The sequence below is a fragment of the Sporomusa termitida genome (assembly GCF_007641255.1).
Taxonomy (GTDB): Bacteria; Bacillota; Negativicutes; order Sporomusales; family Sporomusaceae; genus Sporomusa; species Sporomusa termitida.
In genome coordinates this window covers 52,206-69,173 of sequence record NZ_CP036259.1, presented here as the reverse complement: position 1 = coordinate 69,173, position 16,968 = coordinate 52,206, and the positions used below count along the sequence as shown (strand labels likewise).

Annotated in this window: 29 protein-coding genes; all 29 read right to left on the bottom strand. The window is 48.5% G+C overall.

Annotated elements, in window-relative coordinates; translation table 11 throughout:
- The 29 genes from rpsM to fusA all read right to left on the bottom strand — a co-directional run bounded on the left by rpsM (position 1) and on the right by fusA (position 16,947).
- Positions 1 to 372 carry a 30S ribosomal protein S13 gene (gene rpsM, locus SPTER_RS00420; protein ID WP_144348553.1) on the bottom strand — a complete coding sequence of 124 codons (372 nt, stop codon included), beginning with the start codon at positions 370 to 372 and terminating at the stop codon, positions 1 to 3.
- 26 nt (positions 373 to 398) lie between these two features.
- Positions 399 to 512 carry a 50S ribosomal protein L36 gene (gene rpmJ / locus SPTER_RS00415; protein ID WP_094607412.1) on the bottom strand — a complete coding sequence of 38 codons (114 nt, stop codon included), beginning with the start codon at positions 510 to 512 and terminating at the stop codon, positions 399 to 401.
- A gap of 90 nt (positions 513 to 602) precedes the next feature.
- Positions 603 to 821, bottom strand: coding sequence for a translation initiation factor IF-1 (infA, locus tag SPTER_RS00410; RefSeq protein WP_084577080.1), 219 nt, complete (start codon positions 819 to 821; stop codon positions 603 to 605).
- A gap of 319 nt (positions 822 to 1,140) precedes the next feature.
- On the bottom strand, positions 1,141 to 1,887 hold the full coding sequence (gene map, locus SPTER_RS00400; RefSeq protein ID WP_144348551.1) for a type I methionyl aminopeptidase: 747 nt from the start codon (positions 1,885 to 1,887) through the stop codon (positions 1,141 to 1,143).
- Entirely contained in the window at positions 1,884 to 2,537 is a 654-nt protein-coding gene (locus tag SPTER_RS00395; protein WP_144348550.1) for an adenylate kinase, read from the bottom strand. The genes map and SPTER_RS00395 overlap by 4 nt, the downstream gene beginning before the upstream one ends.
- Positions 2,538 to 2,550: 13 nt before the next feature.
- Entirely contained in the window at positions 2,551 to 3,807 is a 1,257-nt protein-coding gene (secY, locus tag SPTER_RS00390) for a preprotein translocase subunit SecY (RefSeq protein WP_144348549.1), read from the bottom strand.
- Positions 3,808 to 4,248, bottom strand: a complete 441-nt coding sequence (rplO, locus tag SPTER_RS00385; RefSeq protein WP_144348548.1) for a 50S ribosomal protein L15 — start codon at positions 4,246 to 4,248, stop codon at positions 3,808 to 3,810.
- A 45-nt stretch (positions 4,249 to 4,293) separates the two neighbouring features.
- Entirely contained in the window at positions 4,294 to 4,479 is a 186-nt protein-coding gene (gene rpmD / locus SPTER_RS00380) for a 50S ribosomal protein L30 (protein ID WP_144348547.1), read from the bottom strand.
- A 12-nt stretch (positions 4,480 to 4,491) separates the two neighbouring features.
- On the bottom strand, positions 4,492 to 4,992 hold the full coding sequence (gene rpsE, locus SPTER_RS00375) for a 30S ribosomal protein S5 (RefSeq protein WP_144348546.1): 501 nt from the start codon (positions 4,990 to 4,992) through the stop codon (positions 4,492 to 4,494).
- 17 nt (positions 4,993 to 5,009) lie between these two features.
- Positions 5,010 to 5,372, bottom strand: a complete 363-nt coding sequence (rplR, locus tag SPTER_RS00370; protein WP_144348545.1) for a 50S ribosomal protein L18 — start codon at positions 5,370 to 5,372, stop codon at positions 5,010 to 5,012.
- Between the two features lie 38 nt (positions 5,373 to 5,410).
- Positions 5,411 to 5,962, bottom strand: a complete 552-nt coding sequence (rplF, locus tag SPTER_RS00365; RefSeq protein WP_144348544.1) for a 50S ribosomal protein L6 — start codon at positions 5,960 to 5,962, stop codon at positions 5,411 to 5,413.
- 131 nt (positions 5,963 to 6,093) lie between these two features.
- On the bottom strand, positions 6,094 to 6,492 hold the full coding sequence (gene rpsH, locus SPTER_RS00360; protein WP_144348543.1) for a 30S ribosomal protein S8: 399 nt from the start codon (positions 6,490 to 6,492) through the stop codon (positions 6,094 to 6,096).
- A gap of 31 nt (positions 6,493 to 6,523) precedes the next feature.
- Positions 6,524 to 6,709: a type Z 30S ribosomal protein S14 gene (locus tag SPTER_RS00355; protein WP_075752846.1), complete on the bottom strand. Its 186-nt coding sequence runs from the start codon at positions 6,707 to 6,709 to the stop codon at positions 6,524 to 6,526.
- A gap of 124 nt (positions 6,710 to 6,833) precedes the next feature.
- On the bottom strand, positions 6,834 to 7,376 hold the full coding sequence (rplE, locus tag SPTER_RS00350; protein WP_144348542.1) for a 50S ribosomal protein L5: 543 nt from the start codon (positions 7,374 to 7,376) through the stop codon (positions 6,834 to 6,836).
- Positions 7,377 to 7,406: 30 nt separating this feature from the next.
- Entirely contained in the window at positions 7,407 to 7,745 is a 339-nt protein-coding gene (gene rplX, locus SPTER_RS00345) for a 50S ribosomal protein L24 (protein ID WP_144348541.1), read from the bottom strand.
- Positions 7,746 to 7,763: 18 nt separating this feature from the next.
- Entirely contained in the window at positions 7,764 to 8,132 is a 369-nt protein-coding gene (gene rplN, locus SPTER_RS00340; protein WP_144348540.1) for a 50S ribosomal protein L14, read from the bottom strand.
- A gap of 82 nt (positions 8,133 to 8,214) precedes the next feature.
- The gene (gene rpsQ / locus SPTER_RS00335) at positions 8,215 to 8,514 is read right to left on the bottom strand and encodes a 30S ribosomal protein S17 (RefSeq protein ID WP_144348539.1); all 300 of its coding nucleotides are present in this window, start codon (positions 8,512 to 8,514) and stop codon (positions 8,215 to 8,217) included.
- On the bottom strand, positions 8,514 to 8,711 hold the full coding sequence (gene rpmC / locus SPTER_RS00330; RefSeq protein ID WP_144348538.1) for a 50S ribosomal protein L29: 198 nt from the start codon (positions 8,709 to 8,711) through the stop codon (positions 8,514 to 8,516). Before rpmC ends, rpsQ begins: the two co-directional genes overlap by 1 nt.
- Positions 8,701 to 9,177 carry a 50S ribosomal protein L16 gene (rplP, locus tag SPTER_RS00325; RefSeq protein ID WP_144348537.1) on the bottom strand — a complete coding sequence of 159 codons (477 nt, stop codon included), beginning with the start codon at positions 9,175 to 9,177 and terminating at the stop codon, positions 8,701 to 8,703. Before rplP ends, rpmC begins: the two co-directional genes overlap by 11 nt.
- Positions 9,177 to 9,854, bottom strand: coding sequence for a 30S ribosomal protein S3 (gene rpsC, locus SPTER_RS00320; protein ID WP_144348536.1), 678 nt, complete (start codon positions 9,852 to 9,854; stop codon positions 9,177 to 9,179). Before rpsC ends, rplP begins: the two co-directional genes overlap by 1 nt.
- A 25-nt stretch (positions 9,855 to 9,879) precedes the next feature.
- Entirely contained in the window at positions 9,880 to 10,212 is a 333-nt protein-coding gene (rplV, locus tag SPTER_RS00315; RefSeq protein ID WP_144348535.1) for a 50S ribosomal protein L22, read from the bottom strand.
- A 50-nt stretch (positions 10,213 to 10,262) separates the two neighbouring features.
- Complete coding sequence (rpsS, locus tag SPTER_RS00310) at positions 10,263 to 10,544, bottom strand: 30S ribosomal protein S19 (protein WP_144348534.1); 282 nt, start codon at positions 10,542 to 10,544, stop codon at positions 10,263 to 10,265.
- 105 nt (positions 10,545 to 10,649) lie between these two features.
- On the bottom strand, positions 10,650 to 11,474 hold the full coding sequence (rplB, locus tag SPTER_RS00305; protein WP_144348533.1) for a 50S ribosomal protein L2: 825 nt from the start codon (positions 11,472 to 11,474) through the stop codon (positions 10,650 to 10,652).
- A gap of 29 nt (positions 11,475 to 11,503) precedes the next feature.
- On the bottom strand, positions 11,504 to 11,791 hold the full coding sequence (gene rplW / locus SPTER_RS00300) for a 50S ribosomal protein L23 (protein WP_144348532.1): 288 nt from the start codon (positions 11,789 to 11,791) through the stop codon (positions 11,504 to 11,506).
- On the bottom strand, positions 11,791 to 12,417 hold the full coding sequence (gene rplD / locus SPTER_RS00295; protein WP_144348531.1) for a 50S ribosomal protein L4: 627 nt from the start codon (positions 12,415 to 12,417) through the stop codon (positions 11,791 to 11,793). Before rplD ends, rplW begins: the two co-directional genes overlap by 1 nt.
- 67 nt (positions 12,418 to 12,484) lie before the next feature.
- Positions 12,485 to 13,126, bottom strand: a complete 642-nt coding sequence (gene rplC, locus SPTER_RS00290; RefSeq protein ID WP_144348530.1) for a 50S ribosomal protein L3 — start codon at positions 13,124 to 13,126, stop codon at positions 12,485 to 12,487.
- Between the two features lie 14 nt (positions 13,127 to 13,140).
- Positions 13,141 to 13,452 carry a 30S ribosomal protein S10 gene (rpsJ, locus tag SPTER_RS00285; protein ID WP_021168692.1) on the bottom strand — a complete coding sequence of 104 codons (312 nt, stop codon included), beginning with the start codon at positions 13,450 to 13,452 and terminating at the stop codon, positions 13,141 to 13,143.
- A 149-nt stretch (positions 13,453 to 13,601) separates the two neighbouring features.
- On the bottom strand, positions 13,602 to 14,804 hold the full coding sequence (tuf, locus tag SPTER_RS00280; RefSeq protein WP_144348517.1) for an elongation factor Tu: 1,203 nt from the start codon (positions 14,802 to 14,804) through the stop codon (positions 13,602 to 13,604).
- A 64-nt stretch (positions 14,805 to 14,868) separates the two neighbouring features.
- The gene (gene fusA, locus SPTER_RS00275) at positions 14,869 to 16,947 is read right to left on the bottom strand and encodes an elongation factor G (RefSeq protein WP_144348529.1); all 2,079 of its coding nucleotides are present in this window, start codon (positions 16,945 to 16,947) and stop codon (positions 14,869 to 14,871) included.
- Between the last annotated feature and the right edge of the window lie 21 nt (positions 16,948 to 16,968).

Below are 16,968 nucleotides of genomic sequence, written 5' to 3'. Positions count from 1 at the left end.
TTACTTCTTCTTCCTCGCGCCAACAGTCTTTTTCGGGCCTTTACGGGTACGGGCATTGGTCTTGGTACGCTGACCGCGTACTGGCAGACCCATGCGGTGCCGTTTGCCCCGGTAAGAGCCGATCTCAATGAGCCGCTTAATGTTAAGAGCTTCTTCACGACGAAGGTCACCCTCAACGCGATAGTTTTTATCAATGCTTTCACGGAGTTTGGCAACTTCTTCCTCAGTTAAATCCCGGGTACGGGTATCAGGATTGATCCCGGTCTTGGCAAGGATTTCTTTGGATATCGTCAGACCAATACCAAATATATATGTTAAAGCAATTTCAATGCGTTTGTCACGCGGTAAGTCTACACCGGCAATACGTGCCATGGTTTAATCCACCCCCTATCTTTTCATTAGCCTTGTTTTTGTTTATGTTTGGGATTTTCGCAAATCACCATTACTCTGCCATGTCGTTTAATGACTTTGCATTTTTCACATATAGGCTTAACCGATGGCCTTACTTTCATAATTAAACCTCCTTATCGTGTGCCCGCCGCCCGCCAGTCCGCGTTCGCACATCGACTTGACTAACGAACTTACGAACCCACAAACACATGCTATTTAAACCTATAGGTAATACGGCCGCGTTTTAAATCATATGGTGTAAGTTCAATGGTAACTTTATCACCTGGCAGAATCCGGATAAAATTCATACGGATTTTACCTGATACATGCGCCAATACAATATGACCGTTTTCCAGTTTTACCTGAAACATGGCGTTAGGCAACGCTTCAATGACCGTACCTTCTACTTCAATTACATCTTGTTTAGACATGAGCTATCCCTCCTCGTCCGCTTTTAACAGCTTATCTGGCACCCCGATGTGAGCGAGGGCCTGACGGAGTTCTTCATCAGTGGGTTTTAAACCGCCGGTTAAAGCTTCCGCCACATCGTTAGCGATAGAATGCCTTTTTACGTGCTTAACGTTCTTTTTCTTAGGGCTTATGACCTTACGTCCGCGTCCGTCAGCTATCAGAAGAGTTTGTGGCTTAGACCACCCTAGTACCACATAAGCATGACCTGCATCACGTCCTGCTAATGATACCACAATGTGCCCCGGGTTAATAGTTCCATCCGGCACAAGCCGTCTCCTCCTATAGTTTTGTTAATATTTCCGGACCATCGGCCGTGATGGCAATCGTGTGTTCAAAATGAGCCGAACGCTTGCCGTCAGCAGTCACTACTGTCCAGTTGTCGCTCAAGGTCTTAACCTCATGAGTCCCTGCGTTAATCATAGGCTCTATGGCTAATGTCATACCAGATTTTAAGCGCGGGCCGCGTCCAGGTAGCCCATAGTTAGGTATTTGCGGATCTTCGTGCATATTTCTGCCGATACCATGCCCGACGAAGTCACGCACTACCCCATAACCATGTTCTTCAGCGTAGGCTTGAATGCTATGCGAAACGTCACCTAAACGGCTGCCGGCAATAGCTTTCTCAATCCCTTTATATAGCGACTGTTCGGTAACTTCGATAAGTTTTCCGACTTCGGCATCCACGTCGCCTACCGGCACTGTAATCGCAGCATCGCCGCAATAGCCATTGATGATGGCACCGATGTCAATACTTACATTATCTCCATTTTTTAACCTTTTTAATCCAGGAATGCCATGAACTACCTCATCATTAACCGAGGCGCAAATGTTGCCGGGAAAGCCATGATACCCTTTAAAGGCCGGCTCTGCGCCCTTGCTTTTGATATACTGCTCAGCAATCCTGTCAAGCGCCAGTGTAGTGACATCAGGTTTTACCGCTTTTTTAACTTCAACAAGCGTCTCTGCCACTATCCGCCCGGCATCACGCAGGTAGTTTAATTCCCTTTGTGATTTTAATATGATCATACTTGCCCGCCTCTCAGGCTATTGACAATGTCTTGCAGGACATCATCGATGGGCTGCAAACCGTTGATTTCGGTGTACAGGCCTTTGTCCTGATAGTACTCAATCAGCGGCTGGGTTTGCGTCTGATATACCGCCAGACGGTGAGTCACTGTTTCTTCCCGGTCGTCATCACGCTGATATAGCTCACCACTGCACTTATCACACACACCGATCGCTTGCGGGGCATTGAAGGTTACATGGTAGGTAGCGCCACAGCTTTTGCAAATCCGCCGCCCGGTCATACGGCCAACCAGCTCAGACCCCGGGGCAGTAATATTGATAACCCGGTCAAGTTTGATGATAAGTTCGGTCAGGGTGCGGTCAAGGGCCTCGGCCTGGGCGATGGTGCGGGGGAAACCGTCAAGGATAAATCCCGTCTTGCAGTCGTCTTTAGCCAAACGTTCTTTTACTATGCCGATGGTCACACTGTCTGGCACCAACTGTCCGCCATCCATGCAGGCTTTCGCCTGTTTGCCAAGCGCAGTGCCCTCTTTGACGGCCGCCCGGAACATATCACCGGTTGAGATGTGGGGAATTTTAAAGTTTTCTACCAGTTTGGCCGCCTGCGTGCCTTTGCCGGCACCAGGCGGACCCATTAAGAGAATAAACATGACCACTTACCTCCTACTTCATGAAGCCTTGGTAGTGGCGCATGAGTACCAGCGCCTCTATTTGCTTCATGGTATCCAGAGCCACACCTACTACGATTAAGAGGGCAGTACCGCCAAAGTATACCCCTTGGACGTTGGTTACTGCACCAACAAAATTCGGCAGTATTGCGATTATGGCCAGGAAGATTGATCCGGCCAGAGTAATTCTGGTCATAACCCGGTCTAAATAATCGGCGGTAGGTTTACCCGGCCTGATACCGGGAATAAACCCGCCGTGTTTTTTCATGTTCTCTGCCATATCTGATATGTTCATAGTAACCGCAGTGTAGAAGTACGTAAAAAACACGATTAGCAGCGCATACAACACCGTTTGCACCGGCGTGCCCCACGCAAACCACCCTGCCACTGTTTTTACCCAGGGTACTTCAATAAACTGGGCAATAGTTACCGGGAACATCAGCACAGATGACGCAAAGATTATCGGAATAACACCCGCTTGGTTAACCTTAAGCGGTATATGCGTGGAATGACCGCCATACATTTTCCGGCCAACTACCCGCTTGGCATACTGCACGGGGATGCGGCGCTGACCTTGCTGTATCGCGATTACGAAAACAATCATAGCAAGAGCGATGATCAGGAACAGAAAGACGTTGAAAATATTAATTGTGCCGGCGCTGACATATTCATACATTGTATACAGGCCGCTGGGAAGACTGGAAACGATACCGGCAAAGATAATGAGTGATATGCCATTACCAATACCTTTTTCAGTGATCTGTTCACCCAACCACATAAGAAAAGTCGTACCTGCAGTCAATGTTAGCGCTACAAGTAATATGGAGCCAATACCTGGGTTAATAATTGCTGCTTTTAGACCGAATGCCATTCCTATTGCCTGGATAAAGCCAAGACCAACAGTACCATACCGGGTAATCTGGGTAATTTTCTTGCGGCCCTCATCGCCTTCTTTGGCCCATTGTTCGAATTTCGGCACAACTACGGTGAGTAGCTGCATAATAATCGAAGCATTGATGTAGGGGGTAATACTCATGGCAAATATGGAGAATTTGCTCAAAGCACCGCCGGAAAACAGATCTAGCAGCCCAAACAGATTACCGCTGGTAAACAGCTGCTCGATAACGGCGGCGTTTACTCCCGGTACCGGGATATGTGTACCCAACCTGAATACCAAGAACATGACCAAGGTGAAAGCAATTTTTTGCCTCAGTTCAGTAATCCGAAAAATGTTCGAGAGCTGTGACAGCAATTAAATCACCTCGACTGTACCGCCGGCAGCCTGAATTTTTTCAGCGGCCGACTTAGTAAAGCCATTGGCTTTAACGGTTAAAGCCTTGGTAAGCTCGCCATTGCCCAGAATTTTAAGACCATCAAGCACTTTTTTGACTACACCGGCATCTACCAACGCTTCCAGATCCACAACCGCACCGTTGTCAAAACGGTTGAGAACTTCCACGTTAATCTCGCTGTATTGTTTAGCGAAGATATTGGTAAAGCCGCGTTTCGGCAGTCTTAAGTACAAGGGCTTTTGGCCGCCTTCAAAACCTGGACGCACACCGCCGCCGGCACGGGCATTCTGACCTTTATGGCCTTTACCGGCAGTTTTGCCAAGACCGGAACCAAGACCGCGGCCGATACGGGTGCGAACCTTTTTTGAACCAGGCGCTGGAGCTAATTCATGTAATTTCATTAACAGCACCTCCTTGAACTAATATATTGGTTATTGTTGTTTGCTTTATTCTGCAACTGTTTCTACGGTAACAAGGTGTTCTACCTTGCGAACCATACCCTTGATTGCCGCACTATCTTCCTTGACTACAGTGCTGTTGGTTTTCCTGAGGCCCAATGCAGCTACTGTTGCACGTTGGTCTTCAGGTCTGCCAATCAGACTGCGAGTTAAAGTAATTTTAAGCTTCGCCATTGTGTTACCTCCTTAACCCAACAGTTCCTGAACGGTTTTGCCACGCAGGCTGGCAACCTCTTCAGCCCGTTTAAGCTGGCTGAGACCGGCAATGGTAGCCCGGACCATATTGTTGGCGTTAGACGAACCAAGCGATTTAGTCAGGATGTCGTGAATACCGGCAAGTTCAAGCACAGCACGGGCTGGGCCGCCGGCGATTACGCCTGTGCCTTCGGAAGCAGGCTTTAATAACACTCTGCCAGCGCCAAACTCACCCAAGATTTGATGAGGAATAGTGGTGCCGACAATGGGAACCTTAATCAGGCTTTTTTTAGCGTCTTCCACGCCTTTACGGATAGCTTCCGGTACTTCAGCAGCTTTGCCTAAACCGAAGCCTACATGGCCGTTGCCATCGCCGACAACTACCAGAGCGCTGAAAGAAAAACGCCTGCCGCCTTTTACTACCTTGGCGACCCGGTTAATGAATACCACTTTTTCTTTAAGATCAAGACCGGTGTAATCAATTCTGGCCATTTATTTCCCTCCTTTTCTTAGAATTCAAGTCCGGCTTCGCGAGCAGCAGCAGCCAGGGCGGCGATGCGGCCGTGATAGATATAGCCGGCACGATCAAATACCACTTTCGTGATTCCTTTTTCCAGGGCCCGCTTGGCGATTGCCTCGCCTACAGCTTTAGCCGCATCAATGTTACCACCATACTCAACCTGTAAGTCTTTATCAAGGGTACTGGCCGCTACTAAAGTAGTGCCATTTTTATCGTTGATAATCTGAGCATAAATATGCTTCAAACTACGGAATACGTTGAGACGAGGGCGTTCGATGCTGCCGTTCAGAGTCTTCCGGGCTCTCAGTTGACGCTTTTGACGCCCGATGTTTTTACTTGGTTTACGCAGCAAGGTGTTCACTCCTTTCGCTTGAATTACCTCTGACAAGTTTATTTCTTGCCTTTACCGCCAGCTTTACCAACTTTGCGGCGAACAACTTCCCCTTCATACTTGACCCCTTTGCCTTTGTACGGTTCTGGTTCGCGATAGCCGCGGATTTTTGCAGCAAGTGCGCCGACAGCTTCTTTGTCAATACCAGAAACAACAATACGGTTAGGTGCCGGAACGTCAATTGCCAGACCTGCCGGCGGCTCAACCTCCAGTGGATGCGAGAAGCCTAAGGTGAGGGCCAGTTTCTGACCGGATTTAGCGGCACGGTAACCTACACCGGCAATTTCCAGAGTCTTTGCAAAGCCTTTAGTTACGCCTGTTACCATATTGCTGACAAGGGTCCGGGTTAACCCGTGGAGCGAACGGTGTTGCTTGTTATCTGTAGGCCGTTTGACGTTAATGATATCGCCTTCCCTTTCGATAATCATATCGGGATGGAGTTGGCGGGTCAGCTCGCCTTTCGGGCCTTTGACTGTTATCAGGTTGCTGTCGCCGATGGTTACGGTAACACCAGCAGGAACAGTGATGGGACTCCTACCAATTCTAGACATGTTGCACCTCCTGTTTTCGTGGGCTCGCTACGTTCGCATGTTCGATAATTCGGCTTACGTTGACTTTGCTATGCAAGCCAAATGTATGGTTTCTCGAACCTTCGAACCTCGACTCAGCGAACTCGCGATTTTTACCAAACGTATGCCAGTACTTCGCCGCCAAGACCTTCTTTACGGGCGGCTTTATCGCTCATAATGCCTTTAGATGTTGAGATAATCGCAATTCCGAGACCGCCCAGTACGCGGGGCAGCTGTTCTTTCTTAGCGTAAACGCGCAGACCGGGCTTAGAAATGCGCTTAATGCCAGTAATTACTTTTTCGCGGTTCGGCCCGTATTTAAGGCTAACCCGCAGCATTCCCTGTTTGCCATCTTGCAGTGTGTCGTAGTCTCTGATAAAACCTTCGTCTTTCAGAATCTGGGCTACGGCTTTCTTGATGTTGGATGCTGGAATCTCGACTTTATCGTGAAAAACCGAGTTGGCGTTGCGAATGCGAGTAAGCATGTCGGCAATCGGATCGGTCATTACCATGGTTTAGAACCCCCTTCCTATATGTTGCTGCTTACCAGCTTGCCTTTGTTACTCCAGGAATGGCGCCTTTGTAGCTCAGTTCCCGGAAACAAATCCGGCACATTTCAAATTTGCGCATATATCCGTGCGGACGACCACATATTTTGCAGCGATTGTACTTACGCACTTTAAATTTAGGCTCGTTTTTCCATTTCTCAATTAAAGCCTTTTTGGCCACCGAATTCCCTCCTTTTTATCCACTGTTGACTATAAACAGGTTTCAGCCGCAAGACGCTGCCGCGCCGCGGCTCAGACAATGTCCTGAAACTTACGACGCAGGTGGGCGTCACCGGGCAGAAGTCTTATGCCGTAAACGGCATCCCCATCAATCGTAACAGTTCTCTGGCTTCTTCATCAGTCTTGGCTGTGGTAACAATGATGATATCCATGCCGCGTATCTTATCTACTTTATCGTAGTCGATCTCGGGAAAAATCAGTTGTTCTTTAATACCCAGTGTGTAATTGCCGCGTCCGTCAAAGGATTTAGGGCTTATACCGCGGAAGTCACGTACCCGTGGCAGCGAGATGTTGAAGAGTTTGTCAAGGAATTGGTACATCCGCTCGCCGCGCATGGTTACCTTAGCACCAATCGGCATACCCTCACGGATTTTAAAAGCAGCGATGGATTTCTTAGCTTTGGTGATTACCGGTTTCTGCCCGGAAATCATTGTCATATCGCCTACTGCGGCGTCGAGAACTTTGGGGTTGCCAACTGCTTCACCGACCCCCATATTGATTACTACTTTCTCGACTTTAGGAATCTCCATAACATTTTTGTAACCAAACTTTTCCATCATCGCTTTAGTTACTTCATTTATATATTTTTCTTTAAGCCTTGTAGCCATAAGTTAACCTCCTTTCAGGGAAGATGGTTTTTACTTGTCTTTATCGATAACTTCACCGCAGTGTTTGCAGGCACGGGCAAATGCGCCGCCGGCAACCTGGGCTTTTTTAATACGGGTAGGTTTGCTGCATGCCGGACATACCAGCATAACTTTGGCAGAAGCAAGCGGCGCTTCTTTTACCAGAATACCGCCTTGAGGCGCTTTTTGGCTGGGTTTTGTGTGGCGTTTTACTTTATTGATACCTTCTACCACAACCTTGCCTTTTTTAGGCAGCGCTTCTACGATCTTACCTTGTTTGCCTTTATCTTTACCAGACAACACAACAACTTTATCGCCTTTTTTTACATGCAATTTTTGGGCTTCGGACACTCCGGACACCTCCTTAATCTAGATAACCTCAGGCGCCAGTGAGATAATTTTCATGAAATCTTTGTCCCTGAGTTCGCGGGCAACAGGTCCAAATATCCGTGTACCTCTCGGGCTTTTATCTTCTTTTATAACAACGGCAGCGTTTTCATCAAACTTGATGTACGAACCGTCCGGACGACGTAATCCCTTACTGGAACGAACAACAACGGCTTTAATTACATCGCCTTTCTTGACAACGCCACCGGGTGTAGCGTCTTTAACAGCGGCCACGATAACGTCGCCAATGTTGGCATAGCGGCGATATGAGCCGCCCAGTACGCGGATGCACATAATTTGCTTTGCGCCGGTATTATCAGCAACATTCAGTATACTCTGTTGTTGAATCATAGTGCTTATCCTCCTTCCTTATGTGACTCGATGCCAGCTTAAGACCTCGAGCTTTAGAAGCTTGCTTGACTGTGCGGAACAACTATCTTGCTCTCTCGAGAACTTCCACCACACGCCAGCGTTTTTCCTTAGACAGCGGGCGGGTTTCCATGATTTTAACGGTATCACCAACATGGCTTTCGTTATTCTCATCATGAGCTTTAAACTTTACCGTTTGTTTAACTGATTTATGATACAGCGGATGACGTACCAAACGCTCAACCGCGATGACTACAGTTTTGTCCATTTTATCGCTAACTACTTTACCGATCCGGACTTTACGCTCATTTCTTTCAACGGTCACTCTGCATTGCCTCCCTTCATACTCACTAACATGGTCCATTACTGAGCCTTAAGTTCACGCTGGCGCTGAACAGTTTTAATGCGGGCAATTGTTTTCTTGACGGCCGGAATCCGCATCGGGTTATCCAGCTGGCCGGTAGCATGTTGGAACCGCAGGTTAAACAGTTCTTCTTTCAGCTTCGTAAAATTTTGCTCAAGTTCGGCTGCACTCATATCGCGGATATCTTTAGCCTTCATTTACTTCACCACCTGCTTTAGCATTGACACCAGGTGCGTCCATGTCCAAATCCGCGGTTTCCTCCCGCGTAACGAACTTGGTCTTAATCGGCAGTTTGTGAGCAGCAAGACGCATTGCTTCACGCGCTGTTTCTTCCGGCACGCCATCCATTTCAAACATGACGCGGCCGGGTTTCACGACAGCAACCCAGTATTCCGGTGAGCCTTTACCACTACCCATGCGGGTTTCGGCGGGCTTAGCAGTAATCGGTTTATCAGGAAATATTTTTATCCAGACTTTACCGCCACGCTTAATGTAACGGGTCATGGCAATACGGGCTGCTTCAATCTGCCGGTTGGTAATCCAAGCCGGTTCAAGAGCGACCAGGCCGAACTCACCGTGAGAAACCATATTGCCTTTAGTGGCTTTGCCTTTCATCCGTCCGCGAAATTGCTTGCGGTGTTTCACTCTCTTAGGAATCAGCATTATTTCTCGCCCCCTTCAACGGCGGCAGCGGCGACAACAGTCTTTTTAGCCTCAGGCAGGATTTCACCCTTGTAAATCCAGACTTTTACACCGATCCGGCCATAGGTGGTATGAGCTTCGGCAGTGCCGTAATCAATATCGGCCCGCAAGGTGTGCAGGGGAATACTGCCTTCACGGTAGCTTTCGGTACGGGCAATTTCAGCGCCGCCTAAACGACCGCCGACCATTACCTTAATCCCTTTGGCGCCCATACGGATGGTACGGGTTACCGATTGCTTCATTGCCCGGCGGAAAGCAATACGTTTCTCAAGCTGAGCGGCAATGTTTTCAGCGACCAAAGTCGCATCAAGTTCGGCTTGCTTAATCTCGGCAATATTGACTTCAATATTTTTGCCGGTAAGGTCTTTCAGCCATCTCTTAATGTTTTCAATGCCACTGCCGCCACGACCAATCACCATACCAGGCTTAGCAGTGTGAATAGTAACTTTAACCCGGTTAGCCGCACGTTCAATAATGATTTGCGACACATTGGAAGTATAAAGTTTTTCTTTCAGCATATCACGCATTTTAATATCTTCATGCAAATTTTTTGCATAATCTTTGTCGGCATACCATTTCGCATCCCAGGTTTTCACAATGCCAAGACGAAGACCATGCGGATTAACTTTTTGACCCACTAAATTTCCCTCCTTCGTCGTTAGCTTATCTTTCTTTCACAACCAATGTTACATGGCTGGTACGCTTTAAAATTTTGAACGCCTGCCCGCGTGAGCGCGGATGAATACGTTTCAAGGTTGGCCCCTGATCAACAAACGCCTGTGACACATAGAGAGCATCAACATTCAGGTCATAGTTGTGTTCAGCATTAGCGATAGCTGATTTCAGCACTTTTTCCAGAACTTCCGCTCCAACTTTCGGAGTGTATTTTAAAATCGCAAAAGCCTCGCCCACATTTTTGCCGCGAATTAAGTCAATCACGATGCGGATTTTGCGGGGTGCAATGCGAATATGTCTGGCAATTGCTTTAGCTTCCATATATTTAACCCCCTTCCGGCCTCTAATCCCGGATTTTTGCAAAGCGTATGTTATCTTACCCCAGTGGACCGTTCAGAGCCGCTGTGGCCTTTATAAGTCCGCGTCGGCGCAAATTCGCCAAGTTTATGGCCAACCATGTCTTCGGTAACATATACCGGCACATGTTTGCGGCCGTCATGGACAGCCAGGGTGTGGCCGACAAAGGTTGGCAGTATCGTCGAGCTGCGCGACCAGGTCTTAATAACCTTTTTATCATTTTTAGCATTGAGCGCGTCAATTTTCTTGATCAGGCTTTCATGCACATAAGGTCCTTTTTTAATTGATCTTGACACTTAAATAGCCTCCTTTCGCTTCGTTAGCGGATTCGTTAATTCGTGAATTCGCCCTACGGCCAATCCTCTCGAACAACCGAACCTCGACCTATCGATCAATCGAAATTACTTCCGTTTCTTAACAATCAGCTTGTCAGAAGCTTTGCTTCTCCGGGTTTTCGCACCCATTGCGCATTTGCCCCACGGAGTAACCGGATGTTTCCGACCGATAGGCGAACGGCCTTCACCACCGCCATGCGGATGGTCAATCGGGTTCATTGCGACACCGCGGTTAGCAGGACGGATACCGAGCCAACGCGAACGGCCGGCTTTCCCGATGGTGATATTTTCATGTTCAAGGTTGCCTACCTGACCGATAGTAGCCCGGCAGTTAATATGAACTTTACGCAGCTCGCCTGATGGCAGTCTGAGGAGTGCATGGGTGCCTTCCTTTGCCATAAGCTGGGCGGAAGCACCGGCTGAGCGAACCATCTGGCCGCCTTTGCCGATTTTCAGTTCAATATTATGCAGTTGGGTACCTACCGGGATATTTTTAAGGGCCAGAGCATTGCCTGGCTTGATATCAGCCTCAGGACCGCTCATGATGGTATCGCCCACCTTAAGACCGTTAGGTGCAAGAATATAACGTTTCTCGCCGTCAGCATAGTTTAACAGAGCAATCCGGGCTGAGCGGTTAGGATCATATTCAATCGATGCAATCTTGGCAGGAATACCGTCTTTATTGCGCTTGAAGTCAATCACACGGTATAGGCGCTTATGACCGCCGCCCTGATGCCGCACAGTCAAACGGCCTTGCTGATTGCGACCGGCGTGTTTTTGGAGACGCTCGGTCAAAGAACGCTCGGGACGATCTGTGGTAAGGTCCGAAAAATCGGCTACCGTCATAAATCTTCTGCCAGGAGCGTATGGTTTAAAACTTTTAACTGGCATGTGTGCCCCTCCTTTTTAGGAAATTGTGGTTATACACCTTCAAAGAATTCAATGCGCTCGCCGGGAGCCAGTTTAACAATGGCCTTTTTAAAGTCCGGCCGTTTACCGGCATTTTTGCCCATGCGCTTGGTCTTGCCCATTACCCGGAGGGTATTGACATCAAGAACTCTGACTTTGAAGATTTGTTCAACAGCTTGACGAATTTCAATCTTATTGGCAGTTAAAGGCACAATAAAAGTGTATTTGTTGTCAGCCATCATACTTGTGGTTTTTTCGGTAATGTACGGCTTAATGAGTATATCGCGCAGGTTTGCCATTATGCCAGCACCTCCTCAATCTTGGCGACTGCATCTTTGGTTACCAGCACCTTATCATGATGAAGCAGGTCGAATACATTCAGGCCCATGGTATTGATGGCTTTAACACCAGGAATATTACGGGATGATTTTACAACATTGTCATTCTGATCAACCGTGATAATCAGGGCCTTATTATCGCTGGCCTCAAAATTACCAAGGAATTTTACGACGTCTTTGGTTTTGGGTGCAGCAAAGTTAATGTCTTCGACAACCAGTAAGCCGCCATCATTCACCTTGGCTGTCAAGGCTGATTTAATCGCCAAACGGCGCACTTTCCGGGGCATACTGAACTTATAGCTCCGCGGATGCGGTCCGAAGGCGACACCGCCACCTACCCATAATGGAGATCTGATGCTGCCGGCCCGTGCCCGGCCGGTACCTTTTTGTTTCCAGGGTTTTCTACCGCCACCGCGTACCATAGATCTGGTCTTCGTTGCGTGAGTGCCCTGACGTTGGCTCGCCAACTGCATAACAACAACCTGATGGACAACGGCTTCATTTATCTCTACGCCAAATACGCTATCATTAAGTTCTATTTCACCGGTCTTTGCACCGGTCATATCATATACTGCCACTTTCGGCATATAGCACATCCTCCTTTCGATGCTCGCAACCTGCTCTTTACGTTACCGTAAAGAAAGCAAGCTGCGATTACTTAGTGGGTTTTACCGTATTCTTTACAATGATCAGACTGCCTTTAGGTCCGGGAACAGCACCTTTAACCAATAAAAGGTTGCGGGGTACATCTATGCGGACTACCTGCAGGCGTTGAACAGTTACTTTCTGTCCGCCCATACGGCCGGGAAGTTTCTTGCCTTTGAATACCTTGCCGCCGCCGCCGCTCATCCGGGAACCAATAGTACCGGGCTCACGATGGGATTTGGAACCGTGGGCCATAGGTCCGCGTTTAAAGTTATGTCTTTTAATGCCGCCGGCAAAGCCTTTACCTTTAGCAGTGCCAGTTACATCAATCAATTCACCTTCACTGAAGACATCAGCGCTCAGAACTTGACCTACTGTATATTCAGAGGCTCCAGGCAGACGCAGTTCACGGATAAATTTCACCGGTTTGACGTTGGCTTTTGCAAAGTGACCCTGCAAAGGTTTGGTAACTTTCTTTTCTTTGACAGCGCCAAAACCAAGCTGCACTGCATTGTAGCCATCATTTTCAACGGTTTTGTTTTGCACTACGACATTGGGGCCGGCTTCAATTACAGTAACCGGAATAACTTTACCCTCAGCCGTAAAGATTTGGGTCATACCCAGTTTTTTACCTAAAATTCCTTTAGCCATTATCGCACCTCCTCCTACAGCTTGATTTCAATGTCCACACCAGCCGGCAAGTCGAGACGCATTAAGGCATCTACCGTCTTGGGGGTTGGCTCCAGGATGTCAATAAGACGTTTATGGGTCCGCATTTCGAATTGTTCGCGGGAGTCTTTATTGACATGGGGTGAACGCAGAATAGTAAAGATGTTTTTCTCGGTAGGAAGCGGAATAGGACCGGAAACCATAGCGCCGGTACGTTTTGCGGTTTCAACAATCTTAGCCGCACTTTGGTCAAGCGCCTTGTGGTCATACGCCTTAAGGCGGATTCTGATTTTTTGTTGTTTAGCCATATATTTATTCCTCCTTATCGCCCAGTTTCTCTGAACGGACATTCTCGGTGGAAATTTCCCCGCGCGTGCGGGCCACCTTCCACGTCATCGCCGGTCAATATCCCGGCAAAAGGCGGCTATTGCCGCCCTTGCCGGATATTATATTTTAACTATTCAACAACCGCAGTTACAACGCCGGCACCAACGGTGCGGCCGCCTTCACGGATTGCAAAACGCAGGCCTTCTTCAATAGCGATCGGGGTAATCAGGGCGATGTCCATTTGAATGTTGTCGCCAGGCATTACCATTTCCACGCCTTCCGGCAGGGTAACAACACCGGTTACGTCCGTTGTCCGGAAGTAGAACTGCGGACGGTAGCCGTTAAAAAACGGGGTATGACGGCCGCCTTCTTCTTTCGACAGTACATATACTTCCGATTTGAATTTGGTGTGCGGTTTAATCGAACCTGGTTTTGCCAGTACCTGGCCCCGTTCGATTTCTTTCCGGTCAACACCACGCAGCAGGGCACCGATATTATCCCCGGCCACGGCCGAATCCAGCAGCTTACGGAACATTTCTACGCCCGTTACTACGGTTGATTTCGGTTTTTCTGTCATACCTACGATTTCGATGGTATCACTGACTTTTACTACACCCCGCTCTACACGGCCGGTTGCTACTGTACCCCGGCCGGTAATGGTAAATACGTCTTCCACCGGCATCAGGAACGGTTTATCAGTGGCCCGTTCCGGCGTCGGGATGTAGCCGTCAACTTTGTCCATCAGTTCATGAATCTTGCCGCACCATTCGCATTCGCGCTTGGCGCAGCCGCAGTTAAGTACTTTTACTGCCGAACCGCTCACTACCGGAATGTCGTCACCGGGGAATTCGTAGCTGGAAAGCAGTTCGCGCACTTCCATTTCCACCAGTTCCATCAACTCCGCGTCATCAACCAGATCCGCTTTGTTCAGGAACACAACCATGGCCGGTACGCCTACCTGGCGGGACAGCAGGATGTGTTCACGGGTCTGCGGCATCGGGCCGTCAGCGGCCGATACAACCAGGATGGCGCCGTCCATTTGGGCGGCCCCGGTGATCATGTTTTTAACATAGTCCGCATGGCCCGGGCAGTCAACATGCGCATAGTGGCGGGCAGGAGTTTCATATTCCACGTGGGCGGTGTTGATGGTAATACCGCGTTCTCTTTCTTCCGGTGCTTTATCGATTTGATCATAGGCCATGAACTCGGCGCCGCCGTGTTTGGCCAGCGTCATGGTAATTGCGGCAGTCAGCGAGGTTTTGCCATGGTCAACGTGACCAATTGTACCAATGTTAACATGGGGTTTGTTTCTTTCAAACTTTTTCTTAGCCATTTTCGAGTGTTACCTCCTATATTTCTTAGTATTATTTTCAGACCGGGGAATCGTTTAGTGATAATTATGCACCTTTGTTTTTAGAAGCGATAACTTCGGCAATTGTCTTGGGAACCTCTTCATAGTGGTCAAATTCCATGGAGTAGTTGCCACGGCCCTGCGTCTTGGAACGAAGGTCAGTCGAATAACCGAACATTTCCGAAAGCGGCACAAATGATTTAATCGCTTGCGCACCGGAACGGGTTTCCATCCCTTCGATACGGCCACGACGGGAGTTTAAGTCGCCGATAACGTCGCCCATATATTCTTCAGGAACAATAACTTCCACTTTCATGTAGGGTTCAAGGATAACCGGTGCAGCCTTGGCGCAGCCAGCCTTGAAACCCATCGAGCCGGCAATTTTGAAAGCCATTTCCGATGAGTCAACATCGTGGTAGGAACCGTCGAAAACGGTTACTTTAATGTCAACCATCGGATAGCCGGCAGATACGCCTGTATCCATAGCTTCTTTGACGCCAGCCTCAATCGGGTTGATGTATTCTTTGGGAATAGCACCACCAACAACTTTGTTTTCAAAGACAAAACCCTGGCCTGGTTCAAGCGGTTCAATCTGCAGCCAGCAATGTCCGTATTGGCCACGGCCACCGGACTGGCGGACAAACTTACCCTCGGATTTAACAGTTTTGCGGATCGTCTCGCGGTAAGCAACCTGAGGTTTACCCACATTGCACTCAACCTTGAATTCTCTGAGCATCCGGTCAACAATAATTTCGAGATGTAGTTCACCCATACCCGAGATGATGGTTTGACCGGTTTCCTGATCGGTATGCATCCGGAAGGTCGGATCTTCTTCCGCCAGGCGATTAAGCGCTACGCCCATTTTTTCCTGATCGGCTTTAGTCTTAGGCTCGACAGCTATATGGATAACCGGGTCCGGAAACACCATTGATTCAAGTATGATAATATTTTTATCGTCGCACAGGGTATCACCGGTTGTAGTATCTTTGAGACCTACAGCAGCGGCAATGTCCCCCGTGTAAACGATTTCGATCTCTTCACGGTGGTTGGCATGCATCTGGAGAATCCGGCCGATACGTTCCCGTTTTCCTTTTGTGGAGTTGTACACATACGAGCCGGAAGCTAGTTTGCCGGAATATACGCGGAAGAAAGCGAGTTTCCCCACATAAGGATCAGCCATAATCTTAAACGCCAGTGCCGAAAACGGAATACTATCATCGGCTTTACGCTCGTCTTCCTCGCCGGTATCTGGCTTAACACCTTTGATGGCCGGAATATCAGTGGGAGCAGGCATATAAGCGACAACAGCATCCAGCAGAGGCTGAACGCCTTTGTTTTTGTAGGATGAGCCGCAAAGTACCGGTGTCATTTTGCAGGCAATAGTAGCGCGGCGAATTCCTGATTTGATCTCATCAATGGTGAGTTCTTCACCCTCAAGATATTTCATCATCAGTTCATCGTCGCTTTCAGCAACGGCATCCAGCAGGTTCTGGCGGTAAAGCTCTGCATTCTCCAGCATATCCTCAGGAATCTCTGTTGATTCGCTCACTTTCCCCAGGTCGTCAGTATACATAACTGCCTTCATTTCAATAAGATCAACGAAACCCTTGAAGGTATCTTCAAAACCGATTGGCAGTTGGATTGGCACGGCAAACGCGCCCAAACGACTTTTCATCATATCAACAACCCGGTAGAAATCAGCACCGGTGATGTCCATTTTATTAACATATGCCATACGGGGAACGCCGTATTTATCAGCTTGACGCCACACTGTCTCCGACTGAGGCTCTACGCCGCCTTTAGCGCAAAATACCGCAACCGAGCCATCAAGTACCCTGAGTGAACGTTCTACTTCAACTGTAAAGTCCACGTGTCCTGGTGTGTCAATGATGTTTATACGATGCCCGTCCCATTGGGCTGTAGTGGCCGCAGAGGTAATGGTTATACCCCTTTCTTGTTCTTGCACCATCCAGTCCATAGTCGCAGCGCCATCATGCACTTCACCAATTTTGTGTACTCTGCCGGTATAAAACAGTATGCGTTCAGTCGTAGTGGTCTTGCCAGCGTCTATATGCGCCATGATGCCGATGTTCCGCGTCTTTTCAAGTGGAAACTTTCGGGCCACTATTTTCACTCCTTAGTATCG